The sequence below is a fragment of the Actinoallomurus oryzae genome (assembly GCF_039541955.1).
In the GTDB taxonomy this organism is placed as follows: Bacteria; Actinomycetota; Actinomycetes; order Streptosporangiales; family Streptosporangiaceae; genus Actinoallomurus; species Actinoallomurus oryzae.
In genome coordinates, this window is record NZ_BAABHF010000007.1 from 52,088 (window position 1) to 73,454 (window position 21,367).

Consider the following 21,367-nt stretch of genomic DNA (forward strand, 5'->3'; position numbering starts at 1 on the left):
GCTTCTCGACGCCAACAGTGGGCGGAGTCGGTCGTGCTCACGTTTCCTCTCCCTATGCGGCCGGACGGGTTTCGCCGACCTGGTGACATGGTTTGTAGGCAGCCCAAAAACGCGAGACGGTGGTAGCGGTCCAACCCTCGCTGCCCGGTCAACGTGTTCGCCGCCCGCGCATTCGCCGGGGCCATGTCTTACCTCGGCGAGGCGCTGGACGGAGAATCCCCCTCTATGCAGCGTACGCACAATTCGAAGGCAAGACGAGTCGATCCGCGACTCGCCGAATTTGCGTCGCACCGAAAAGGCGTGCGAACCGTCCGCATTAATCGACCGACGGCTCGCCTTATCGATCACCGCCTCGTTCGCGAGTGGACGCGGAATACCGTTCCGCGCGGTGCTGTTTCGGCGCCGGCCGCGTCATCGCGCGGATCCGGGCCGGGCGCGCGTCGCCCGCGGTGTGCTCTCCGTGGCCGGCCCGGCCGGCCGGTGACGCTGAATAACGGTCGCCGTCGGCGCGGTGGCCGCAAGCGGTCGCGACGAGCCGCTAGCGCGCGTCGAGCCGGCGCAGGGTGCCGGGCGTGACCGCGTGAACCTGCCCGGGTATGTCGTTGAAGCGGACATGTGCCTTTCCATGGCCGACCTTCACCACCACCCCCCGGCCGAAGCCCAGCTCCATCGGACCGTCGAAGCCGTCTCCGGCCCGTACGGCGTCACCGATGCCGAGGCTCTGTCCGGCGCAGTCGACGATGCCCTCAGCGGGCGTGCGCTTTCGCCTGACGGTGTCCGCCGCCGGCCGGCGGGTGAAAGTGACCGCGGCGGGCACGGCGGATGCCGTCACGACTGCGGCCGCGATCCAGCTCACGGGACTGGGAAACGCCGAGATCACCGGCAAGACGGCGATGACGGCTCCGATCGCCCCGGCACCCGTGAGCGCGGTTCGCGTGGCCATGAGTCGGAGAGTAACCGTCCGGCTCACTCGCACAACCTGTTATGTCCGGTTGAGGACGCCGTGACAACCTCTCGCCGTCTCACGCATCCGCCGTGCCCGCGCCGCCGTCCCGGAGCGCGAAGGGCCCGTCAGCGGCCCTCGAAGACGGGCTGTTCCTTGCGCAGAAACGCTTCGGTGGCGGCGGCGTGGTCGGCGGTCTCGGCGCACGCCTTCTGCAACTGGGCCTCCTTGGCCAGCGCGCCGGCCAGGTCGGACGTTGCCGCGTGGTCCAGCGCCGCCTTGACCGCGGCGTACGCCAGCGTGGGGCCCGCGGCGAGCCGAACGGCCAGGTCGCGCGCTGCGGTCGCCAGCGATTCGGGCGGCACGACGGCGTTCACCAGGCCGAGCTCCAGTGCCTCGGCCGCGCGTACCGGCTCGGCGAGCAGCAGGAGTTCCAGCGCCTTGGCGCGGCCGACCACGCGCGGCAGTGTCCAGGACAGGCCACTGTCCGGCGCCAGCCCGATGCGTGTGAACGCGGTGGCGAACGACGCCTTCTCCGACGCGATCCGCACGTCGCAGGCGAGCGCGAAGGACAGCCCGGCGCCCGCGGCGGCGCCGTTCACGGCGGCGACGACCGGTTTGGGCATGCCGCTGAGCGCCAGGATGATCGGTTCGTAGTGGTCCTCGAGCGTGCCGGCGAGACCGCGGCCCGCCTCCAGGTTGTCCGCGTGCTCGCGCAGATCCTGGCCTACGCAGAACGCGCGGCCGGAGCCGGTCAGCAGCACCGCGCGTGCGGCGGAGTCGTCCCGCGCCCGCTCCACCGCGTCCCGCAGCTCCGTCTTGGCCGCCGCCGTCAGTGAGTTCATCGCGTCCGGGCGGGCGAGTGTGATCGTCGCCACGCCTTCCGCCAGGTCGTACTGCACGCTCTCCGGCACGTTCGGGCTCCTTCGACCGACTACGGACCTTCTCCAGACCTCTACCGGCCATCGAGGCAACGATCGACGAACCGTGAGGCTGCGGGCAAGAGCCGCGCCGCCTCCTCGTCGAAGAAGCGCGCGGCCCTGATCCCGGGCCAGTCGCCGGGCAGCAGCGTCGCCGGCAGCCCCGGGTCACTGAACAGGAACTTACGCCACTCGTGCACCAGGCGGCTGCGCACGGCGAACGCCTCCTCGTCGCCGTCCCCCGGACACGCCGCCAGGAGCTCTTCGGCCTCACCGATCCAGCGCTCGTACGCGCGGGCGAGCCCGTCGAGGTCCCACGCGCGGGCCACGAGCCCGCGGGCGTCGCCGTCGTAGCCGGCGGCGAACCGCTCCGCGCGCACGCCCTCGCCCGCGAACAGGGCGTCCAGCTCGGCCGAGGCGCGAGGGCTGATCCACGTCGTGTCGTCGAGCGCGGCGTAGCCGAGGTAGCCCAGCCCGGCCCGCAGCCGGTCGCGACGCGCCCGGTCGGGAATATGCTGGATAACGAGCAGATGCCAGCGCCCGTCCCATGTGTCGGGCGCGTGACGGTAGATGCGCCGTCCCGCCTCGTCGAGACGCCGGACGGCCTTGGACGTCAGCGCGTACCCGCGGCCCTGAGGCAGCCGTACCGGTGACAGCCACCCTTGCCGGACCATGCGCGACACCGCGGTGCGGGCGGCCGGGGCGGCGATGTCCAGGGCCGCCAGGAGCCGTACGAGCGAGGCGATCGGCGCGCTTCTACCTCGGGTCCGAAGGTGGTCACCGTAGAGGTCGAAGAGGGCAGAACGGGCATTCATCGAACTCCAGTCTGACGATCTCCGAGCTGATCGTTACCACTTAGCGTCCCGAAAACGGGATAATGGTCCACCACAGTTGACGTTGATGCGGCAGGCGGGTCAGCGGCCAAGGAAGCCCGGCGGCCCCACGCGGCCCTAGGCAGGAAGGGGATGCACGCATGGCGGCGATGAAGCCGCGGACAGGCGATGGTCCGCTCGAAGTTACCAAGGAGGGGCGCGGAATCGTCATGCGTGTCCCGCTCGAAGGTGGCGGGCGGCTCGTTGTCGAACTGTCGGCAGATGAGGCAGGCGAGCTCGGGGACGCTTTGAAGGGTGTTGTCGGCTAGGAAGCCTCGCCCGGACCGGGCGGATCGTTCCGGCCGAGTTGAATCATCGAGTGAGGCCCCGGCTGAAGCCGGGGCCTCACTGCTCATCAGGAGAGGGTACGTGCCACTACAGACGCAGCTCCGCGCGCTCGACGGGACGATCCGCGACGCCGCGACCACGGCCGAGGCGGTCGCCGTCCCCGTACGCTCCGGGCCGGAGATCGACCCCGCGTACGCCGACGGGCTGGCGGGCATCTTCGCGCTGGGTGCGGCCGACCTGCTCGCCCACGAGGACGCCAAGGGCCAGCCGGGAGAGATCGTCAGGGCCCCGTTCCGGATGGGCGACGGCATCACCGAGCTGCTCCTCTTCGGTGTCGGCGACGGGTCGGCCTCCGCGCTGCGCCGCGCGGGCGCCACGGTCGCCCGGCAGGTCAGGGGCCGCGGCAAGGTGATCGTCGGTGGTCCGTCGGAGGCGGAGGACGACGCCCTCGCGGCCTTCGCGGAGGGGCTGCTGCTGGCCTCGTACGACTTCCGTGTCGGCGGCACCGCCAGGCGGCCCGGTGCCGAGTCGATCAGCGTGGTCGCCCCCGCACCGGACGCGCTGGAGCGCGGCGCGTCGATCGCGCGGGCGGTGGCGCTCGCTCGCGACCTCACCAACACCACCTCGCGGGAAAAGTGCCCGCAGTGGCTCGCCGAGCGCGCGGAGGAGCTCGCCGCGGACGCCGCGCTGACGGTCCGCGTACGCGACGAGGCGGCGCTCGCCGCCCAGGGCTTCGGCGGGCTCATCGCGGTCGGCGCGGGCTCGGCCCGCCCGCCGCGCCTGATCGAGCTGGCCTACGAGCCGGAGGGCGCCGGCGACGGGCGGCACATCGTGCTCGTCGGCAAGGGCATCACCTTCGACTCCGGCGGTCTCTCCCTCAAGCCGAACGCCGGCATGAAGACCATGAAGACCGACATGGCGGGCGGCGCCGTCGTGATCGCCGTGATGAGCGCGCTGCGCGAGCTCGGCGTTCCGGTCAAGGTGACCGGGCTGGTCGCGGCGGCCGAGAACATGCCGTCCGGCTCGGCGATGCGTCCCGGCGACGTCATCCGCCACTACGGCGGCACCACCTCCGAGGTCCTCAACACCGACGCCGAGGGCCGCCTGGTGCTGGCCGACGCGCTGGCGTACGCCGACGCGGAGCTCGACCCCACGGCCGTCGTCGACATCGCCACGCTGACCGGCGCCGCCAAGGTCGCGCTCGGCCTGCGGTACGCCGCGCTGTACTCCACCGACGAGACGCTGGCCGGCGACCTGCTGGGCGCGAGCGAGGGCAGCGGGGAGTCCCTGTGGCGGATGCCGCTGATCGATGAGTACCGCCAGGCGATCGACTCCCACGTCGCCGACGTGGCGAACATCGGCCGCGGCGGCTTCAACGCCGGCTCCATCATCGCCGGCCTGTTCCTGCGGGAGTTCGCCGGCGACCGCCCGTGGGCCCACCTGGACGTGGCCGGCCCCGCCCGCGCCACCACTGACGACGCCGAGGTCACCAAGGGCGCCACCGGCTACGGCGTCCGCCTGCTGCTGCGCTGGCTGACCTCGGCGAACTAAGAGCCCCCGCGGATAGGGGCGCGCGTAGCGCGCCCCTATCCGCGGGGGCTCTGACGGAGCCCGGCGCTCAGCGCGCGCGGGCGTCGACGGCAGGGAGGCCGCGGCGGCGGACCTCGGCCAGGATCCGCTCGGCGTCCGTGTCCCAGCCGGGCTGGATCCGGGTCGCCCAGCGCCCGGACGCCACGCCGGGCACGTCGTCCAGGCCCAGCGCCAGGATCTCGGCGCTCGGGGGCGGCCCGATGCGCTCGGCGGCGGCCGTCGTCGGCAGGAACGCGAGGCCGGTCACCGCGCGGCGTCCCCGCGGCGACGGGGTGTGCCACACGACCGCAGAGGCCAGGTCGGTCCAGTCGAGGGCGCGGTCGCGGGTGCGCGGCCACGGCCAGGGCGCCGGCAGGCGTACGCCGTCCTCGTCCAGCTCCAGGACCGGGCGCCGGGCCAGGAGCCTGCCTGCGGCCGTCGCCAGGCCGGCTCCGCACAGCAGGACGCCGGTCACGCCGACCAGCAGGTAGAGCACGGCGCCGGCGCCCGGCAGGGACGGCACGGCGGCCACCGCGAAGACGGCCGAGAACACCAGCAGGACGACGGCGCATCCCACCGGCCGCACGTCACCCGGGACCGGTCGCCGGAGTACTCTCATTCACCCTTCACCGCGGCGAGGAGCCCGTCCCCGACCGGCAGCAGCATCGGCGTCAGCCGGTCGTCCTCGCGGACGAGCCGGCCGAGCTCGCGGATCGCCACGGTGTCCGGCGAGCGGTCGGTGGGGTCGGCCACCCGGTCGCCCCACAGGGCGTTGTCGAAGGCCACGACGCCGCCCGGCCGCAGCAGCCGCAGCGCCTCCGGCAGGTAGTCGGGGTACTCCTGCTTGAGGGCGTCGCAGAAGACCAGGTCGTACGCTCCGTCGGTGAGACGGGGCAGCACGTCCAGCGCGCGGCCGGTGATGAGGCGGGCGCGCGAGGTCGGGAAGCCGGCCTCGGCGTACGCCTCGCGGGCCAGCCGCTGGTTCTCCGGCTCGACGTCGACGCTCGTCAGCACGCCGTTCGGCCGCATGCCGCGCAGCAGCCAGATGCCGGACACGCCACAGCCCGAGCCGATCTCGACCACCGTGCGCGCGCTGATGGCCGTCGCGAGGAACCTGAGGGCGGCGCCGCCGGCCGGGCCGATGGGCGTCGCGCCGACGTCCTCGCCGTGCCGGCGCGCGTTGCGCAGCGGCTCGTCCTCGGGGAGGTATTGCTCCACGTAGGCCAGTGTGGCCTTCACCGCGTCGATGACTTCCTCCTCAGGGAGCCTTAGTCTGCGAGGTCAAAGACTACTGCGGGTGGGGAACTCCGCCGCCTACCGTCACGTTCTTCAGGAGGGCCACGGCAGCCGGGTAGGCGGAAAGGAAGAAACGGGGCAGTATGGCGGTGGCAGAACTTCTGCGTGAGAGGGGAGCGACGGTGCGCGACGCCGGCATCGCCTGGACACCCCCTTCGTGGGACGACATCGTGCGCGAGCACTCCGGCCGCGTCTACCGCCTCGCCTTCCGGCTCACCGGCAACCCGCACGACGCCGAGGACCTCACGCAGGAGGTCTTCGTCCGCGTGTTCCGGTCGCTGGCCAACTACCAGCCCGGCACCTTCGAGGGATGGCTGCACCGCATCACCACCAACCTGTTCCTCGACCAGGCGCGGCGGCGGCAGCGCATCCGGTTCGAAGGGCTCGCCGACGACGCGGCCGAGCGCCTGCACGGTCACGAACCCACTCCGGCCCAGGCCTACGACGACAAGAAGCTCGACGCCGACGTCCAGGCCGCGCTCGACGGCCTGGCCCCCGACTACCGCGCGGTCGTGGTCCTCTGCGACATCGAGGGCCTGTCGTACGAGGAGATCGCCGCGACCGTGGGCGTGAAGCTCGGCACCGTGCGCAGCCGGATCCACCGCGGGCGCGCCCAGCTGCGCGCCGCGCTCGAACACCGCGGTCCCCGGCGCCGCCGTCCCGACGACACACCGTCTCCGGCCACTCCTCCGGCGAAGGAGACTCCATGAGCCACCTCGGGGAACGCCTCACGGCTCTGGTCGACGGCGAGCTCGGGCACGACGAACGCGACCGCGCACTGGCGCACCTCGCGGCGTGCGACCTGTGCCGTGCCGAGGCCGACGCGCTGCGCGCCCTCAAGCGCCGGCTCCGCGCGATGGGCGACGCGGTCCCGGCCGAGCGTCTGCTCGCCCGGCTCCAGGCCATGGGCGAGCCCGGCGACCCGCTGCCGCCGGCGGTCCGCCGCCTCCCCGGGGAGAGCCGCGGCCCGTCCGCCGGCCGTCCCGCCACCCGTCCTCGCGACACCCGCCCCGCCGGCCGTGCGCGCCGCGCCGCCGTGCGCCGCCGTCTGCCGCGCGGCCGTTACCTCCTCGCCGGCGCCGCGACCCTGGCCGTGCTCGGCATCGGCTCCGCGGCGTTCGCCGCCGGCTCGGACCCACGCTCGCTGCCGCGCGTGGCTCCCTCGGTCGAGCAGTTCGCGGTCGAACACGCTCTGACGTCGGGCGACGTTCCCCTGACCGACCCCAAGCCGGCAGAGAAGACCAGCGATAGCCCGTGACTCATCGGATCTCGCGCAACTCGTGGATGGCGGGAGGCATCGCCGCCGCGCTTCTCATGCTGTGGTTCGTGACAACCGGTGACACGGCGAGCGGAGCCCGGCTCCAGTCCGACCCCGAGGCGTTGCGGCTGCTGCGCGGCGCCGAGGGCGCGGCGCGCACGACGCCGTACGAGGGCACGCAGTTCATCACCGCGTGGAGCCGCAGCGGGATGGCGACCACGTCGCTGGTCAAGGTCGTCCACGTCCCGGGCGACGGCACTCACATGCGCGTGCAGAGCACCACCGCCGACCAGGGCGGACAGATGTTCGAGGCCGACGACTCCGACCGCACCGGCGGGCTCACCGGCTACACGCCGAAGATGCTCGACCTGCTGGCGCGCAACTACGCGGTCGTACGCGCCGGCCAGGGCGAGGTCTCCGGCCGCGCCACGTCCGTGATCGAGGCGCGGCGCGCCGACGGCAGCGCGGCGGGCCGCTTCCACATCGACCGCCAGACCGGCCTCATGCTCCGGCGTGAGCTCCTCGACCAGCAGGGCCGCGAGGTCAACCTCACGTTCTTCACCGAGATCCGGCCGACCGCGCCCAAGTCACAGCTCCTCATGGCGTCCGCGCCGCACACGGTCGAGGCGCCCTGGGCGCATCAGCTCGCGAGCGCCGACCTCGGATCGCTGCGTTACCGCGGCTGGCCGGTCCGCGACAACCTGCCCGACCGCCTCAGCCTGTACGACGCGCGGCAGCTCGACGGCCACGGCCCGGTCGTGCACCTCAGCTACTCCGACGGGCTCTCGGTGGTCTCGGTCTTCCTCCAGCGCGGCACGCTCGACGCCGGCAGCGTCGCCAGCTGGCACAAGGCGACCCGGGGCGGCCGCACCGTCTACCTGAGCGACACCATGCAGCAGCGCGCCATGTGGGCCAGCAGAGGCTACGTCTTCACCGTCCTCGCCGACGCGCCGCCCCCGGTGGTCGACAGCGTGGTGGCCGCGCTGCCACACGGCGAGACCGGTTTCTGGGGGCGTCTCCGCCGAGGGCTGCACCGGCTCAGCTCATGGGCCAACCCATTTGACTGATCTGTGGAGATCCCCTTTGCTATGGGATTCGACGTTGTTTCGTCTGCGGGGGATGGAGTCGTGAACCGGCGGGTTTCACCGTCAAGGTCGCTTATGCTCGCCACACAGCTCGCGCGCCATAGTGGGCGAGACGACGACAGGTCCATGCGCGGTCGGCAAGGAGTCAGGTGATGACGGAAGACAACCGCGCGCCCGGGGGTCCGCCGCAGGACGACCGGCGCACGACAGAGTTCGAGCCGGGGAACTCCACGGGTCCCCAGATCCCGACGGACCAGCCGCTCGTCTCCGGTCGGCCGCAGGGCGGACCACAGAACGGGTCGCCGGTCGGGCCGCAGAACGGAATGCAGGCCGGGCCGCAGAACGGAACGCAGAATGGGCCGCCGGGCATGGCACCGCCCGACCCCGGACCGCGCTCGCCGTACGGCGCGCCGCCGCAGAACGACGTGCCCGGGCGGCAGCGCCCGTCCTTCTCGCCGCACCACTACGAGTCGCCGTACGACCAGCAGCGCCAGGCGGCGCCCTCGTACGCCGGCTGGAACACCCAGCAGCAACCTCGTCCCCCGCAGCCGCCGAACGGCGGCTATCCGGCGCAGCCGGGCCCCAACTGGGCGCCCATCCCCGCCCCGGAGCCGGGCACGCGCCGCGGCCCGTCCACGAGCCTCTTCGTGGTCGTCTCCATCGTCATCGCCCTGCTGGCGGGGGCGCTCGGCGCGGGCGTCGGCGTGCTGGCGACCGGTGACCAAAACGGCACCGTCGACCTGGGCGGGGGCAAGACCTCCACGACCGGCGCCAAGAACCGCGACCCCGGCTCGGTCGCCGGCATCGCCCAGCGGCTGGTGCCGAGCGTCGTGATGATCAAGGTGACGAACGGCACCGAGGGCGGCGCGGGCACCGGCTTCGTCGTCAACGGCGGCTACATCGTGACGAACAACCACGTCGTCGCGCCGGCCGTCAGCGGCGGCAACATGCAGGTCGTCTTCAACGACGGCAAGACCACGACCGCGTCCATCGTCGGCCACGACGCGACCTCCGACATCGCCGTGATCAAGCCGGGCACGCTCGGCGGACGCAAGGCCCTCACGCTCGGCAACTCCGATGCCCTGGCCGTCGGCGACCCGGTCATCGCGATCGGCTCTCCGCTCGGCCTGGCCGGCACCGTCACGACCGGCATCGTCAGCGCCCTCAACCGTCCCGTGAGCACCAGCGGCGAGGGCGGCGAGTCGTCGTTCATCAACGCGGTCCAGACGGACGCGGCGATCAACCCGGGCAACTCCGGCGGCCCGCTCGTCGACTCCAGGGGCGAGGTCATCGGCGTCAACTCCGCGATCGCCACGCTCGGCAGCCAGTCGCTCGGCAGCGACAAGCAGCAGAGCGGAAGTATCGGGCTGGGGTTCGCCATCCCGAGCAACCAGGTGAAGAAGGTCGCCGAGCAGCTGATCAACAACGGCAAGGCCACCCACGCGGTGATCGGCGCCTGCATCGACATGTCCTACCAGGGCGGCGGCGCCCGCATCGCCACGGACGGCGCCCAGTCCTGCAAGGGCGGCACGGTCACCCCCGGCGGGCCGGCGGAGAAGGCCGGGCTGAAGGCCGGTGACATCATCACCACGTTCGACGGCAAAGCGATCTCCGGCTCGGACGAGCTGATCATGGCGATCCGCGCCAAGTCGCCGGGCGACCGGGTCCAGGTCGGCTACACCCGTGGTTCGCAGCGGTCGACGACCGAGCTCACGCTGGGCGCGGGCAACTGACCGGTGTGCGCCGTGATCAGGGCCGAGTCGCCGGGCGAGGGCGTGCAGGTCGGCCGCACCTGCGGTTCGCAGCGGTCGACGACCGAGCTCACGCCGGGTGCCGGTAACTGACCGGTATCCGCTGCGCTCCGCACGGATACCGGTCAGTTGCCGCTCCTGGCCTCCCGTGGAGATCCACTACCGGTCCCGCGCGGCAGACGCGGGCGGAACGCCCGGTTAAGCTGGGACCCGCGGCCTCAGCAGGGAGGCCGCGGGGTCATCAGGTGGAGGACGCGTGTTCGACGTAGGACTCGGTGAGGCGCTTCTCCTCGTCGTTCTCGCCTTGATCATCTTCGGCCCCGACCAGCTGCCGAAGGTGGCCTCGCAGGCGGGCCGCGCGCTGCGCCAGTTGCGCGCCATGGCCAACAGCGCCAGAGACGACCTGCGCGAGGGCCTCGGCCCGGAGTTCGCCGACTTCGACCCGGCCGACCTCAACCCGCGCCGGTTCGTCCGCAAGCACCTCCTGGAGGACCCGGACGACCTCGATCAGCCGGGGCCGGTCCCGGCCGAGGAGCCGCTGCTGCCCTTCGGCGAGCGCCCGCCGTACGACCCGGAGGCGACCTGACCAGGGCGCGTCCCAACGCCCCGCCGTCCTCCTGCGCGGCGCCTCGCCGTACCGCCCGCCCGAACCCCGGCTGACCGCCTCCTCCGCGCGACGCGCCGTCTGGACGCCCCTCGCTACGGACGGGGACTCAGAGACAGACCCGGACCGCGCGTCACCGCGCGGCGCTGGGAGCGCGGTAGACCCGGATCCAGTCGACCTGCATGGTGATCCGCTTGGGCGTCCTCGGCGTGCGGTGGAACCCCTCGCGCATCTCGTTGCGCAGATAGAGCTGCATCCCCGCCTGCCGCGGGACGAACGACCCGCTGTAGGCCCAGGTCTTCTTGCCGTCCATCCAAAATGTCACGTGGCCGGGCAGCCAGTCGACGCCCACGGTGTGCCACTTGGTGAAGTCGGCGTGGGTGGTGCGCTGCACCTGCCGGTCGTCGGCCCCGTGGTGGATGAACAGGCCGCCGCTCTTGCGGCTGCCCGACAGGATCTCGGCGAAGTCGATCTCGGCGTACTCCGGGTTGCCCATGTGCACCGGCCATAGGAACGCCGTCGCGGAGTAGCCGTTGCCCCGGTCGGCACGGATGCGGGCCTCCCAGCGGCCGTAGGTCTGGGAGAGGCGGGAGATGACGCCGGCGCCCTGGTCCCGGCCGCCGTAGACCCCGCCCACGAGGTTGAGGACCCCACCCGAGACGTGAGTGCCGGCGGCGACGCCGCGGTGACTCGAGGCGTCGGGCGCCGAGTACACCTGCCACTTGCGCGTGTCGAGCGTGGTGCCGCCGAAGTCGTCCCACAGCACCGGCGCGCCCCAGGACTTCGAGGCGCCGTCCGGCGCCTCGGCCTGAGCGGCGTGTCCGCTCTGCGGCGTCGTTAAGCGCGCGGAGTGCCCGCTACAACCGACCGAGGCGCAGGCCGCGACCGTCAGAGCCGCGGCCAGCGCCGTCCCCCGTATGACCCCGTCGAATGCCATACACCCACGTAATCACGTGGGCACCGCCCGTCAAGCGTGAACACGCCCTCAGGTTGTTCAACCGCGGTTCGGGCTGAGGCCAAGCTGCCGTCCGCGCAGGCTCTTGGCGCGTCCGGAGATCTTGTCGGCGATGCCGCGCAGCTCCTTGGAGGCAGGCGCGTCCGGGTCGTCCAGCACGATCGGACGGCCCTGGTCGCCGCCCTCGCGCAGGCGTACGTCGATCGGCACCTGGCCGAGCAGCGGCACGGACGTGCCGAGCGTGCGGGTGAGCGCGTCGGCCACGGTCTGACCGCCGCCGGAGCCGAACACGTCGACCGGCTCGCCGCAGTGCGGGCAGGGCAGGTAGGACATGTTCTCGATGACGCCGGCGACCGTCTGGTGGGTCTGCGCGGAGATCGCGCCCGCGCGCTCGGCCACCTCGGCGGCGGCCTGCTGCGGCGTGGTCACGACGAGGATCTCCGCGGACGGCAGCAGCTGGGCCACCGAGATCGCGATGTCGCCGGTGCCGGGCGGCAGGTCCATGAGGAGGACGTCGAGGTCGCCCCAGTAGACGTCGGCCAGGAACTGCTGCAGGGCCCGGTGGAGCATCGGCCCGCGCCACACGACGGGGGAGTTGCCCTCGGTGAACATGCCGATCGAGATGACCTTCACGCCGTGGGAGTTGGGCGGCATGATCATCTGCTCGACCTGGGTGGGACGGCCGGTGACGCCGAGCATGCGGGGCACCGAGTGGCCGTAGATGTCGGCGTCGACCACGCCGACCTTGCGGCCCTGGGCCGCCATCGCCGCGGCGAGGTTGACCGTCACCGAGGACTTGCCGACGCCGCCCTTGCCGCTCGCCACCGCGTAGACGCGGGTCAGCGAGGTCGGCTTGGCGAACGGGATCTCCTTGGCCGCCTGACCGCCCCGGAGCTTCTGCTGGAGGGCCTGGCGTTGTTCTTCGCTCATCACGTCGAGGTCGACCTGCACCCCGGCGACACCAGGGATCTTGGAGACGGCGGCGGTGACGTCACGCGTGATCGTGTCGCGCAGGGGACAGCCGGCGACGGTCAGGAACACGCCCACCTTCACGCGGCCCTCGGGCGTGATGTCGACGCCCTTGATCATGTCCAGTTCGGTGATCGGACGCCGGATCTCCGGGTCGTTCACCGTGGCGAGCGCGGTGTTCACCTGCTCGATCGTGGGGGAGGCCATACCGCCATCTTATTGAGCACGCAAGGGGCGGGCGAACCGACGCGGCGGGATCTGCGTCACCTCGGCTCCTCGCGGCGGCTCTCCAGCTCCTTGAGCAGGTGCTGGAGCTCGTCGCGGATCCAGTCGCGGGTGGCGACCTCGTTCATCGCCATGCGCAGGCTGGCCACCTCGCGCGTGAGGTACTCGGTGTCGGACACGTTGCGCTCGTGCCGGGCCCGGTCGCCCTCGTACTGCACGCGGTCCCGGTAGTCCTGGCGGTTCTGGGCCAGCAGGATCAGCGGCGCGGCGTACGACGCCTGGAGCGACAGCATGAGGGTCAGGAAGATGAACGGGTACGGGTCGAACCGCAGGCCGCCGGGCACGAGCATGTTCCAGCCGAACCACACGACGACGAAGACGGTCATGTAGACGAGGAACCGGGCGGTGCCGAGGAACCGCGCGATGTTCTCGGAGAACTGCCCGAACGCCTCGGGGTCGTAGTAGAGCCGCGGCATCAGCTGACGGCGGATGTCCCGAGGCTGGTCGAGGCGGCCGAGGCGGCGCTGGTCGCGCGCCCTTTCCAGGCCAGTGCTCATCGTCACTCCTTTCCGCGCAGGGCCTCTTCTTCGGCGTCCACGCCGGTGCCGGGATCGGCCTCCATCCCGCTCTCGCGCCAGTCGTCCGGCAGGAGATGGTCGAGCACGTCGTCGACCGTCACGGCGCCGAGCAGCCGGCCGTTCTCGTCCACGATCGGCACGGAGACGAGGTTGTAGGTCGCCAGGTAGCTGGAGACCGTCTCCAGCTGGAGCTCGGGCCGCAGCGGGTCCAGCTCGGTGTCGCAGATCGCGCTGACGAGCGTGGGCGGCGGCTCGCGCAGCAGCCGCTGGAAGTGCACCGTGCCGAGGTAGCGGCCGGTCGGGGTCTCGTTCGGCGGCCGGCAGACGTACACCTGGGCGGCCAGCGCCGGGTTCAGGTCGGGGTTGCGGATCTGCGCGAGCGCCTCGGCGACCGTGGCGTCCGGGGAGACGATCACCGGTTCGGTGGTCATCATGCCGCCCGCGGAGTCGTCGGCGTAGCTCAGCAGCCGGCGCAGCGGCGCGGCGTCCTCCGGCTGCATCAGCGCCAGCAGCTGCTCGCGCTGGTCCGAGGGCAGCTCGCCCAGCAGGTCGGCCGCGTCATCGGGTCCCATCTCCTCCAGGACGTCCGCGGCGCGGTCGACGTCGAGCTTGCCGAGGATCTCCACCTGGTCGTCCTCGGGCAGCTCTTCGAGCACGTCGGCCAGGCGCCGGTCGTCGAGCGCGGCGGCCACCTCGGCGCGGCGTTTCGCGGACAGCTCGTGGACGACGTTCGCCAGGTCGGGGGCGCGCATCCGTTCGAACGCCGCGATCAGGTTGGCCGCGCCCTGCCCCTCTTCGGCCACCCGCAGGCCGCTGATCGCGCCCCAGTCGACCACGAGCGTCTCGCCGTGCCGCCGGCGCAGGCCCAGGCGCGCGCCCCGCCCTCCGCCGGCCCAGCGGTGCCCGTGCCCGGTGCCGCCCGTCCGCCGCACCGCGACCTTGGTGATCAGCCAGTCGCGCGTACGGCTCTGCTCCATGCCCAGGTCGAAGACGACGACCTGTTCGCCCCCGCTGTCGGCCAGCTCCGCCCTGCGGTCGAGCATCTCGCCGAGCGCGAGCGTCTCGGAGCCGCGCTTCTGGAACCGGCGCATGTTGATCCGGCCATCGAAGATCACCGCGCCGGCGTCGATGTTGGTGACCCGGGTGATCGGCAGGAAGACCAGACGGTGCGGGGGGACCTCGACCACGAGCCCGAGCACGCGTGGCGCGCGTGGCGCGGGCCGCATCATGACGACGACGTCGCGCACGCGGCCGATCTGGTCTCCGGCGGGGTCGAACACGGCGATCCCGGCCAGGCGCGCGACGAACACCCGCGATGGCGTTGCGGTCATGCTCGAAGGCTACCGAGGCGCGTCCTCTCCGGCGGTAAAGCGTGATCTAGAGCCCGCGCGGACAGGGCCGCGCAGTGGCGCAGTCCCTGTCCGCGCGGGCTTCCTATACCCCCGCAGCCGGGGATGGCACGATGGGGGACGTGACGGGGGATACCGCCGACCTCACCGAGGTCTACGAGACGTACCGCGGGCTGCTCTTCTCCGTGGCGTACCGCATGCTGGGCTCGGTCGCCGACGCGGAGGACATCGTGCAGGACGCCTGGCTGCGCTGGTCCGGCGCCGACCGCACGAACGTAGAGGATCCCCGCGCCTACCTCGTCCGTACGGTCACCAACACCGCGATCGACCGGCTCCGATCCGAGCGCTCGCGGCGCGAGTCCTACGTCGGCCCGTGGCTGCCCGAGCCGGTGCTCACCGCGCCCGACGCCGCCGCCGACGTCGAAATGGCCGACTCCGTATCGCTGGCCATGCTGGTCGTGCTGGAGACGCTGTCACCCCTGGAGCGGGCGGTGTTCGTCCTGCGGGAGGTGTTCGGCTTCTCCCACGCGGAGATCGCGAGCGCGCTCGACCGGTCCGAGGCGAGTATCCGGCAGGTGGCGGTGCGGGCCCGCCGGCACGTCACGGAGCGGCGGCCGCGCTTCGCCGCCGACCGGGCGGAGCAGCGCCGGGTCACCGAGGAGTTCCTGTCCGCGGCGCTCGGCGGCGACATCGAGCGGCTGCTCGGCGTGCTGGCGCCGGACGTCGTGCTCGTCCCCGACGGCGGCGGCAAGCGCCTCGCGCCGCGCCGCCCGCTCGTGGGAGCCGATTTGGTGGCGCGCTTCCTCGCCGGCATCGGGCAGCGCTCGTACGACGGCGTGGCTCCCGAGGACATGCGGGCGGAGATCGCCGACGTCAACGGCACGGCTGGGGTGATCATCCGCGGCGGCGGCATGGTGCTGAGCACGATGACCGCCGAGGTCGTGGACGGCAGGGTCACCGCCCTGCACCTGATCGCCAACCCGGACAAACTGGAGACGATCGCCGAGCGCCGCGTCCTGTCCCTCGGGCCCTGACCGCCGGCCCGGGACCCCTGACTACCGGTCGGGGCGGCGGCGCCGGGCGCCGACCATGAACGGGGCGTGGCCGGTGGTCGTGGCCGGGCTGGGTGCCGGGCGTACGGCGGCGTAGTCATCGGGCATGCTGCCGGGCGCCTCGGCGACCTCGCCGGTCGGGGTGAGCCGGATGACGAACGCCTCCTTGGCCCAGCGCTCGGTCTGGTGCTCGCCGTCGGGGGCGTTGAGGCGGTCCTTGGCGAGCAGGGGCACCACGGCCTCCCACTCCTCCGAGCCCGGCTCCACCTGCTCCACGGCCGCGATCCAGGAGACCAGGCGGCCGCCCTTGTCCTTGCTGCGGACCGTCACGGTGACGCGCTCGGCCTCCGGCAGCCCGGGCAGCGGCTGCTCGATGCCGCCGGTGACGACGTACGCGGCGCTCTGGTCGCCGTACGCGTGCCAGACGTGCCAGGCGGCGCGGGGGTAGGGCAGGTCGGGCAGCGCCAGCCACAGCATGCCCGACTTCTTGGTGGCCTCCTCGACCAGCGCGACGATGTCCACGCTCGCAGTCTCCCACGGGTGGATACCATCCGGTGCATGCGCTCTCGCCGGACGACGCTCGCGGTGCCCGCCAGCAACCCGCGCTTCATCGAGAAGGCGCGGGAGCTGCCCGCCGACGAGTTCTTCCTCGACCTGGAGGACGCGGTCGCGCCGCAGGCCAAGGAGGAGGCGCGGGCCAACGTCGTCGCGGCGCTGAACGCCGGCGGCTGGGGCGACCGGGTCCGCGTCGTACGGGTCAACGACGTGACCACCCCGTACGCCTACCGGGACGTGATCGAGGTCGTCGAGGGCGCGGGCGCGAACCTCGACTGCGTCATGCTGCCCAAGGCGAGCTCCCCGGACCACGTGGTCTGGCTGGACCTGCTGCTCACCCAGGTCGAGCAGGCGTCGGGGCTGCCGGTCGGCCGCATCGGCATCGAGGCCCAGATCGAGGACGCGCGCGGGCTGACCCGCGTCGAGGAGATCGCCGGCTCCTCGCGGCGCCTGGAGGCGCTGGTGTTCGGGCCCGGCGACCTGATGGCCTCGATCAACACGAAGACCCTGGTGGTCGGGGAGCAACCGCCCGGGTACACCGAGGGCGACGCCTACCACTACATCCTCATGCGCATCCTGCTCGCCGCCCGCGCGCACGACCTCCAGGCGATCGACGGGCCGTACTTCAACGTCCGCGACGTCGAGGCCTTCACCCGGGCGGCACGGCGGAGCGCCGCGCTGGGCTTCGACGGCAAGTGGGTGCTGCACCCGGCCCAGATCGAGGCCGGCAACGCCGTCTACTCCCCGTCGCAGGAGGACTACGACCGCGCCGAGCTGATCCTCGACGCCTACGACCACGCGACGCGTGTCCAGGGGAGGGGCGCGGCGATGCTCGGCGACGAGATGATCGACGAGGCGTCGCGCAAGATGGCCCTCGTGATCGCCGCCAAGGGCCGCGCGGCGGGCATGGAGCGCACCCGGAGTGACGATCCGCCGGCCTGAGCCGGCGACCGCCCAGGTGGAGAGCTTGACGTTCCTTCGCGCAAGGGCGACTGTGAGTAACCATGAGGACCCCGCCCACGTGCCCGCGGTGCCGCCGGTCCCTGGTCCCGCCCAGCGCGTGGTCGAGCGCGTGGACCTGCCTCGTACACGGCGAGGTCCCGCCGCTGCGGCCGCCGATGCGCCCTTGCCCGGAGGCGCTGGAGGCCGTGCGCTCGCGGACCCGCGTGCCGGTCTGGGTGCCCTGGCCGCCGCCCACGGGGTGGCTCGTGACCGGGTTCGCCGAGGCCGGTGACGACCGCAGCGGCGCCGTCGCGGTGGCCGTGGCGCTGTCCGGCCCCTCGCCGATCGGCGGTCCGGCCGATCTCGTGCTCATCGCCGAGGAGCCCGGCGTGGGTCTGGGCGCCTCGTACGCGGGCCTGAACGGACCCGATCCCGGTCACGGGTTCGGGGTCTCGGCACCGAACGCCAAGGTCGAGATCGACGGCCATCCCGTGTCCATGTGGGCCCTGGGCACGGAGAAGACGGCGGCGTACGCGGGCGAGGCCCTCGCGAACTGGCTCTGGGCGGTGCTGTGGCCCGAGTCCGCCGGCGTCCTCATGGTCGAGCAACTCAACCTGCGCGACCTGCGCGAGGCGCCCCTCGACCTGCCGTACGGCGCCGCCTGCCCCCGGCTAGCGTGATGGTGTGATCATCGACCTCCACACCCACAGCGCCGTCTCCGACGGCACCCAGCCCCCCGCCGACGTCGTACGTCGTGCGCAGGCCGCGGGCGTCGGCGTCCTGGCGCTGACCGACCACGACACCGTCGCGGGCCACGCCGAGGCGGCGCGGGCGCTGCCGCCCGGCATGACGCTGGTCCGCGGCATGGAGCTGTCGTGCCGGCTGGGCGATCACAGCGTCCACCTCCTGGCCTACCTGTTCGACGCCGGCGAGCCGCGTCTCGCGGCCGAACGCGAGCGCATCCGCGACGACCGCGTGCACCGGGCGCGCGGCATGGTCCGGCGGCTCGGCGAGCTGGGCGCGCCGGTCACCTGGGAACGGGTGGCGCGGATCACCGGCGACTCCGTGCCCGGCCGTCCCCACATCGCCCGCGCCCTGGTCGAGGCGGGCGTCGTGGCGACCGTGGAGGACGCCTTCACCCCCGAGTGGATCGGCGCGGGCGGGCGGGCGTACGTCGACCGGTACGCCCTGGACCCGGTCCGCGCGGTGCGGCTCGTACGCGCGGCGGGCGGCGTGCCCGTGCTGGCCCACCCGCGAGCGGGGCGGCGGAGCTACGGGGTCCCCGACGAGGCGATCGCCGGTCTGGCCGGCGCCGGGCTGGCGGGGGTGGAGACCGACCATCCCGACCACGCCCCGGCCGACCGCGCGGCCCTGCGGGCGCTAGCGTCCGACCTGAACCTCTTCGTCACGGGCGCGAGCGACGACCACGGCGAGCTGACCGGCCACCGGCTGGGCTGCGAGACCACGGCCCCGGAGGCGTACGAGGCCCTGCGTGCCCAGGCCACGGGAGCGGCCCCGGACGTCCGGTGAGAACGCGCACGGCTGGGTGAGCACGGGAGCGGCCCCGGACGCCGGGTGAGCGATGTCACGCGTGTACGGCGCGGGTCAGCATCATCGCGGCGAGGGCCGCGAAGAGCAGCGCGGACAGGCCGGTGAAGGCGCCCTGCCCCCTCCGGCCGACGCGGCGGCCCGAACGCGCCACGGCCAGGGCGATGACGGCCTCCAGGCCGGAGGCCACGCCGAACCAGCACGCGGTGAACACCACCATCCCCGCGTCGCCCGCGAGGTGCTGGGCGCGCAGCATCGTCGGCGTGCCGGTGGCCAGCCAGAAGGTCCAGGTCAGCGGGTTGGCCAGGTTCGCGGTCACGCCCTTCCAGAAGGCCCAGCCGCGCGCCGCCGGCACCGCGCCCCGGCGCCACAGCCGCCAGGCCTCCCGCGCCGCCTGGACCGCGAGGAGGGTGAAGACGCACGCCCCCACGAGACCCACCCAGAACTCCGCCCGCGCCACGGCGGCGATCACCCACGCGAACGCCAGCGCCGGCACGAGCAGGAGCGCGTCGGCGGTCGCGGAGCCGAGGATGACGCGGAACGCCGGCGCGAAGCCGCGCGTCGCGGCCTCATTGAGAATCGTGACGAAGATCGGGCCGACGGAGAGCGCCGCACCGGTGCCGAGGAGCACGCCGAGCCAGAGGACCTCGAACATCACCCGAGCTCGCGGAGCGGTCGCGCCGTCATCACGTGGCCCGATGCTAGAACAGTGAAGGTCGCGCCCCTGAGGGTCAGGTAGCCCCGGGCGTACGGATGGGGGAGCTCCTTCTGGCCGGGTCGGGGGGAAGAACTGGGTGTCGGCTCCGAGCGCGGCCTGGGGCTACAGCGCCGCGCCTGGTGCGTCGTCGGTCCGGCGCCCTTCCGCGTTGTCGAATCATGCGCAGGACGCTAATGAGACGCCATGAGATCCCGGTGAAGCGACGATCACACCGGAGCGCCGCGCCCCGCCGTCCGGCTGATCCTCCGGTGCCGCACGCACCGAAGGCCCGGAGTCGGTAGGGTTTCTTACGTGGACGCGCGTATCGACAAAGTGGTGACGTCGGGCAAGGTCACCGTCGACGACACCGAGTACGACATCGAGGCCAACACCTACATCGTCGGAGACGACGACGCGGTGATCGTCATCGATCCCGCCTTCGACGCCGAGCCTGTTCTCGAGGCGGTCGACGAGCGGGAGATCATGGCTGTCATCTGCACCGACGGCAGGGAGACCCACCTGGGCTCGGTCCTTGAGGTCGCCGAGGCGGACGAGGACGACCCCGCGCCGATCGCGCTGCACACGCGTGACCGCCTGCTCTGGCGCCAGTACTTCCGTGCGCTCGCCGACAAGGACGAGGACGCGGAGTTCATGAAGGACCTCCAGCCCGACCTCGACATCGAGGACAGCGGCGTGTTCGAGATCGCGGGCGCGCAGCTCGAGGTCATGCACACGCCCGGCCACTCGCCCGGGAGCATCTGCCTCTACAGCGAGCAGCTCGGCGTGCTGTTCACCGGCGACACGCTGCACAAGGGCCGGCCGGGCCGCGTGGGGGCCGACTACCCCGAGCTGCAGGAGCAGCTCAACTCCATCGGGGCGATCCTCAGCCCGCTGCCGCGCGACACCCGCATCCTGCCGGGCCAGGGCGAGGAGAGCACGGTCGGCGAGGAGGACTCCCAGTGGGAGAGCTGGTTCGCCCTCGCGCAGGAGCCCGAGTCCGAGTCCTGAGCGGGTCCCGGTCATGACGGCCGAGCAGCTCGGTTTCGAGGGGATGCCCAAGCGGCTCTACCCGTGCACGCCCTCACGGCTGAACACCTGGCTGGACTGCCCGCGCCGCTACCGCATGACCTACCTCGACCGGCCCAAGCCGGAAAAGGGCCCGCCGTGGGCGCACAACAGCGTCGGGGCGAGCGTCCACAACGCGCTCGCCGGCTGGTGGCGGCTGCCGGTCGCGGACCGTACGCCCGAGGCGGCGGGGCGGCTCCTGGAGCGCGGCTGGCTGACCGATGGCTTCCGTGACGCGGAGCAGTCCACCGACTGGCGGCGGCGATCCCGCGCCATGGTCGAGCGTTACGTCTCCGGCCTCGACCCGGCCGACGAGCCGGTCGGCGTCGAGCGCACCGTGTCGATGAAGACCCACCTGATCACCGTCCAGGGGCGTATCGACCGGCTCGACCGCCGCGACGGCGAGCTCGTCGTGGTCGACTACAAGACCGGCCGCCGGCCGCTCACCGCGGACGACGCGCGATCGTCGCTGGCGCTCGCGCTGTACGCCGCGGCGTCCTCGCGGATGATGCGCGCTCCGTGCCGCCTCGTCGAGCTGCACCATCTGCCCACCGGCGAGGTCGCGGTCTGGGAGCACACCGAGGAGTCACTCGGCCGCCATCTGCGGCGTGCCGAGCAGATCGCCGAGGAGTGCGCCGAGGCCGACGAGTGGTACCGCGAGGAGGTCCCGCCCGGCACGCGCACCGACCGGCCGCACGCCGCCTTCGACGAGAAGTTCCCGCCCCGCCCCGGCGCGCTCTGCGCGTGGTGTGACTACGCGCGGCACTGCCCGGAGGGCCGGCAGGCCGCACCGGCACGTGATCCCTGGTCCGCCCTGCCCGACGAGGTCTGACTCCGCCCCTGGCC

At 72.7% G+C, this 21,367-nt stretch carries 24 protein-coding genes; 13 read left to right on the forward strand and 11 right to left on the reverse strand.

Features of this window, described 5'->3' with window-relative positions; all coding sequences use genetic code 11:
• Positions 1 to 538: 538 nt before the first annotated feature.
• The 3 genes from ABEA10_RS01275 to ABEA10_RS01285 form a co-directional block, all read right to left on the reverse strand.
• The gene (locus ABEA10_RS01275) at positions 539 to 943 is read right to left on the reverse strand and encodes a hypothetical protein (RefSeq protein ID WP_329241621.1); all 405 of its coding nucleotides are present in this window, start codon (positions 941 to 943) and stop codon (positions 539 to 541) included.
• Positions 944 to 1,071: 128 nt separating this feature from the next.
• Positions 1,072 to 1,857, reverse strand: coding sequence for an enoyl-CoA hydratase-related protein (locus ABEA10_RS01280; RefSeq protein ID WP_345456138.1), 786 nt, complete (start codon positions 1,855 to 1,857; stop codon positions 1,072 to 1,074).
• A 41-nt stretch (positions 1,858 to 1,898) separates the two neighbouring features.
• Complete coding sequence (locus ABEA10_RS01285) at positions 1,899 to 2,678, reverse strand: PaaX family transcriptional regulator (protein WP_345456140.1); 780 nt, start codon at positions 2,676 to 2,678, stop codon at positions 1,899 to 1,901.
• A gap of 158 nt (positions 2,679 to 2,836) precedes the next feature.
• On the opposite strand from ABEA10_RS01285, the gene ABEA10_RS01290 reads away from it, so the two are divergent.
• Together ABEA10_RS01290 and ABEA10_RS01295 are read left to right on the forward strand one after the other, a co-directional pair.
• Positions 2,837 to 3,004 (forward strand): DUF3117 domain-containing protein, encoded by a 168-nt coding sequence (locus ABEA10_RS01290; protein ID WP_141954058.1) that lies wholly within the window; start codon positions 2,837 to 2,839, stop codon positions 3,002 to 3,004.
• A 100-nt stretch (positions 3,005 to 3,104) separates the two neighbouring features.
• Complete coding sequence (locus ABEA10_RS01295) at positions 3,105 to 4,574, forward strand: leucyl aminopeptidase (protein ID WP_345456143.1); 1,470 nt, start codon at positions 3,105 to 3,107, stop codon at positions 4,572 to 4,574.
• Positions 4,575 to 4,641: 67 nt separating this feature from the next.
• Here ABEA10_RS01295 and ABEA10_RS01300 read toward each other — a convergent pair whose 3' ends face one another.
• Both ABEA10_RS01300 and ABEA10_RS01305 read right to left on the reverse strand, forming a co-directional pair.
• Positions 4,642 to 5,211 (reverse strand): hypothetical protein, encoded by a 570-nt coding sequence (locus ABEA10_RS01300; RefSeq protein WP_345456146.1) that lies wholly within the window; start codon positions 5,209 to 5,211, stop codon positions 4,642 to 4,644.
• Positions 5,208 to 5,831 carry an O-methyltransferase gene (locus ABEA10_RS01305; RefSeq protein WP_345456149.1) on the reverse strand — a complete coding sequence of 208 codons (624 nt, stop codon included), beginning with the start codon at positions 5,829 to 5,831 and terminating at the stop codon, positions 5,208 to 5,210. Before ABEA10_RS01305 ends, ABEA10_RS01300 begins: the two co-directional genes overlap by 4 nt.
• A 140-nt stretch (positions 5,832 to 5,971) precedes the next feature.
• Here ABEA10_RS01305 and sigE point away from each other — a divergent pair, with 140 nt between their 5' ends.
• The 5 genes from sigE to ABEA10_RS01330 all read left to right on the forward strand — a co-directional run bounded on the left by sigE (position 5,972) and on the right by ABEA10_RS01330 (position 10,568).
• A complete protein-coding gene (gene sigE / locus ABEA10_RS01310; RefSeq protein WP_345456152.1) occupies positions 5,972 to 6,598 on the forward strand; it encodes an RNA polymerase sigma factor SigE in 627 nt (208 codons plus the stop codon).
• Positions 6,595 to 7,146 (forward strand): anti-sigma factor family protein, encoded by a 552-nt coding sequence (locus ABEA10_RS01315; protein ID WP_345456155.1) that lies wholly within the window; start codon positions 6,595 to 6,597, stop codon positions 7,144 to 7,146. The genes sigE and ABEA10_RS01315 overlap by 4 nt, the downstream gene beginning before the upstream one ends.
• Complete coding sequence (locus ABEA10_RS01320) at positions 7,143 to 8,213, forward strand: sigma-E factor regulatory protein RseB domain-containing protein (RefSeq protein ID WP_345456158.1); 1,071 nt, start codon at positions 7,143 to 7,145, stop codon at positions 8,211 to 8,213. Before ABEA10_RS01315 ends, ABEA10_RS01320 begins: the two co-directional genes overlap by 4 nt.
• A gap of 170 nt (positions 8,214 to 8,383) precedes the next feature.
• Positions 8,384 to 9,964 carry a S1C family serine protease gene (locus ABEA10_RS01325; protein ID WP_345456161.1) on the forward strand — a complete coding sequence of 527 codons (1,581 nt, stop codon included), beginning with the start codon at positions 8,384 to 8,386 and terminating at the stop codon, positions 9,962 to 9,964.
• A 274-nt stretch (positions 9,965 to 10,238) separates the two neighbouring features.
• The gene (locus ABEA10_RS01330; RefSeq protein ID WP_345456163.1) at positions 10,239 to 10,568 is read left to right on the forward strand and encodes a sec-independent translocase; all 330 of its coding nucleotides are present in this window, start codon (positions 10,239 to 10,241) and stop codon (positions 10,566 to 10,568) included.
• A 151-nt stretch (positions 10,569 to 10,719) separates the two neighbouring features.
• Here the strand turns inward: ABEA10_RS01330 and ABEA10_RS01335 are convergent, their stop codons facing one another.
• From ABEA10_RS01335 to ABEA10_RS01350, 4 genes are read right to left on the reverse strand one after another with little or no spacing between them, the layout of a single operon-like run.
• Positions 10,720 to 11,523: a glycoside hydrolase family 16 protein gene (locus ABEA10_RS01335; protein WP_345456166.1), complete on the reverse strand. Its 804-nt coding sequence runs from the start codon at positions 11,521 to 11,523 to the stop codon at positions 10,720 to 10,722.
• A 57-nt stretch (positions 11,524 to 11,580) separates the two neighbouring features.
• Positions 11,581 to 12,717 (reverse strand): Mrp/NBP35 family ATP-binding protein, encoded by a 1,137-nt coding sequence (locus ABEA10_RS01340; protein ID WP_329241589.1) that lies wholly within the window; start codon positions 12,715 to 12,717, stop codon positions 11,581 to 11,583.
• 56 nt (positions 12,718 to 12,773) lie between these two features.
• Positions 12,774 to 13,292, reverse strand: coding sequence for a DUF1003 domain-containing protein (locus ABEA10_RS01345; RefSeq protein ID WP_345456171.1), 519 nt, complete (start codon positions 13,290 to 13,292; stop codon positions 12,774 to 12,776).
• 2 nt (positions 13,293 to 13,294) lie between these two features.
• Positions 13,295 to 14,644 carry a magnesium transporter MgtE N-terminal domain-containing protein gene (locus ABEA10_RS01350; protein WP_345456174.1) on the reverse strand — a complete coding sequence of 450 codons (1,350 nt, stop codon included), beginning with the start codon at positions 14,642 to 14,644 and terminating at the stop codon, positions 13,295 to 13,297.
• Between the two features lie 131 nt (positions 14,645 to 14,775).
• Between ABEA10_RS01350 and ABEA10_RS01355 the strand changes: the two genes are divergently transcribed.
• Complete coding sequence (locus ABEA10_RS01355; RefSeq protein WP_345456176.1) at positions 14,776 to 15,696, forward strand: RNA polymerase sigma-70 factor; 921 nt, start codon at positions 14,776 to 14,778, stop codon at positions 15,694 to 15,696.
• A 21-nt stretch (positions 15,697 to 15,717) separates the two neighbouring features.
• Here the strand turns inward: ABEA10_RS01355 and ABEA10_RS01360 are convergent, their stop codons facing one another.
• A complete protein-coding gene (locus ABEA10_RS01360) occupies positions 15,718 to 16,236 on the reverse strand; it encodes a hypothetical protein (protein WP_329241579.1) in 519 nt (172 codons plus the stop codon).
• A 36-nt stretch (positions 16,237 to 16,272) separates the two neighbouring features.
• On the opposite strand from ABEA10_RS01360, the gene ABEA10_RS01365 reads away from it, so the two are divergent.
• The 3 genes from ABEA10_RS01365 to ABEA10_RS01375 all read left to right on the forward strand — a co-directional run bounded on the left by ABEA10_RS01365 (position 16,273) and on the right by ABEA10_RS01375 (position 18,741).
• Positions 16,273 to 17,211 carry an HpcH/HpaI aldolase/citrate lyase family protein gene (locus ABEA10_RS01365; RefSeq protein WP_345456180.1) on the forward strand — a complete coding sequence of 313 codons (939 nt, stop codon included), beginning with the start codon at positions 16,273 to 16,275 and terminating at the stop codon, positions 17,209 to 17,211.
• 62 nt (positions 17,212 to 17,273) lie between these two features.
• Complete coding sequence (locus ABEA10_RS01370; RefSeq protein WP_345456183.1) at positions 17,274 to 17,891, forward strand: DUF6758 family protein; 618 nt, start codon at positions 17,274 to 17,276, stop codon at positions 17,889 to 17,891.
• A gap of 4 nt (positions 17,892 to 17,895) precedes the next feature.
• A complete protein-coding gene (locus tag ABEA10_RS01375; protein ID WP_345456186.1) occupies positions 17,896 to 18,741 on the forward strand; it encodes a PHP domain-containing protein in 846 nt (281 codons plus the stop codon).
• A gap of 55 nt (positions 18,742 to 18,796) precedes the next feature.
• On the opposite strand, the gene ABEA10_RS01380 is transcribed toward ABEA10_RS01375, so the two are convergent.
• The gene (locus ABEA10_RS01380) at positions 18,797 to 19,414 is read right to left on the reverse strand and encodes a LysE family translocator (protein WP_345456189.1); all 618 of its coding nucleotides are present in this window, start codon (positions 19,412 to 19,414) and stop codon (positions 18,797 to 18,799) included.
• A gap of 354 nt (positions 19,415 to 19,768) precedes the next feature.
• Here ABEA10_RS01380 and ABEA10_RS01385 point away from each other — a divergent pair, with 354 nt between their 5' ends.
• Both ABEA10_RS01385 and ABEA10_RS01390 read left to right on the forward strand, forming a co-directional pair.
• Positions 19,769 to 20,464: an MBL fold metallo-hydrolase gene (locus ABEA10_RS01385; protein WP_329241564.1), complete on the forward strand. Its 696-nt coding sequence runs from the start codon at positions 19,769 to 19,771 to the stop codon at positions 20,462 to 20,464.
• A 13-nt stretch (positions 20,465 to 20,477) separates the two neighbouring features.
• On the forward strand, positions 20,478 to 21,353 hold the full coding sequence (locus ABEA10_RS01390) for a RecB family exonuclease (protein ID WP_345456196.1): 876 nt from the start codon (positions 20,478 to 20,480) through the stop codon (positions 21,351 to 21,353).
• Positions 21,354 to 21,367 lie beyond the last annotated feature (14 nt).

Bases quoted from the DNA above. Each gene is read 5' to 3' on its own strand.
- ABEA10_RS01315 (WP_345456155.1), top strand. From the start codon at position 6,595: ATGAGCCACCTCGGGGAACGCCTCACGGCTCTGGTCGACGGCGAGCTC.
- ABEA10_RS01380 (WP_345456189.1), bottom strand. From the start codon at position 19,414: ATGTTCGAGGTCCTCTGGCTCGGCGTGCTCCTCGGCACCGGTGCGGCG.
- ABEA10_RS01325 (WP_345456161.1), top strand. From the start codon at position 8,384: ATGACGGAAGACAACCGCGCGCCCGGGGGTCCGCCGCAGGACGACCGG.
- ABEA10_RS01350 (WP_345456174.1), bottom strand. From the start codon at position 14,644: ATGACCGCAACGCCATCGCGGGTGTTCGTCGCGCGCCTGGCCGGGATC.
- ABEA10_RS01390 (WP_345456196.1), top strand. From the start codon at position 20,478: ATGACGGCCGAGCAGCTCGGTTTCGAGGGGATGCCCAAGCGGCTCTAC.
- ABEA10_RS01275 (WP_329241621.1), bottom strand. From the start codon at position 943: ATGGCCACGCGAACCGCGCTCACGGGTGCCGGGGCGATCGGAGCCGTC.
- ABEA10_RS01365 (WP_345456180.1), top strand. From the start codon at position 16,273: ATGCGCTCTCGCCGGACGACGCTCGCGGTGCCCGCCAGCAACCCGCGC.
- ABEA10_RS01355 (WP_345456176.1), top strand. From the start codon at position 14,776: ATGGGGGACGTGACGGGGGATACCGCCGACCTCACCGAGGTCTACGAG.
- ABEA10_RS01345 (WP_345456171.1), bottom strand. From the start codon at position 13,292: ATGAGCACTGGCCTGGAAAGGGCGCGCGACCAGCGCCGCCTCGGCCGC.
- ABEA10_RS01335 (WP_345456166.1), bottom strand. From the start codon at position 11,523: ATGGCATTCGACGGGGTCATACGGGGGACGGCGCTGGCCGCGGCTCTG.
- ABEA10_RS01290 (WP_141954058.1), top strand. From the start codon at position 2,837: ATGGCGGCGATGAAGCCGCGGACAGGCGATGGTCCGCTCGAAGTTACC.
- ABEA10_RS01285 (WP_345456140.1), bottom strand. From the start codon at position 2,678: ATGAATGCCCGTTCTGCCCTCTTCGACCTCTACGGTGACCACCTTCGG.
- ABEA10_RS01370 (WP_345456183.1), top strand. From the start codon at position 17,274: ATGAGGACCCCGCCCACGTGCCCGCGGTGCCGCCGGTCCCTGGTCCCG.
- ABEA10_RS01340 (WP_329241589.1), bottom strand. From the start codon at position 12,717: ATGGCCTCCCCCACGATCGAGCAGGTGAACACCGCGCTCGCCACGGTG.
- sigE (WP_345456152.1), top strand. From the start codon at position 5,972: ATGGCGGTGGCAGAACTTCTGCGTGAGAGGGGAGCGACGGTGCGCGAC.
- ABEA10_RS01300 (WP_345456146.1), bottom strand. From the start codon at position 5,211: ATGAGAGTACTCCGGCGACCGGTCCCGGGTGACGTGCGGCCGGTGGGA.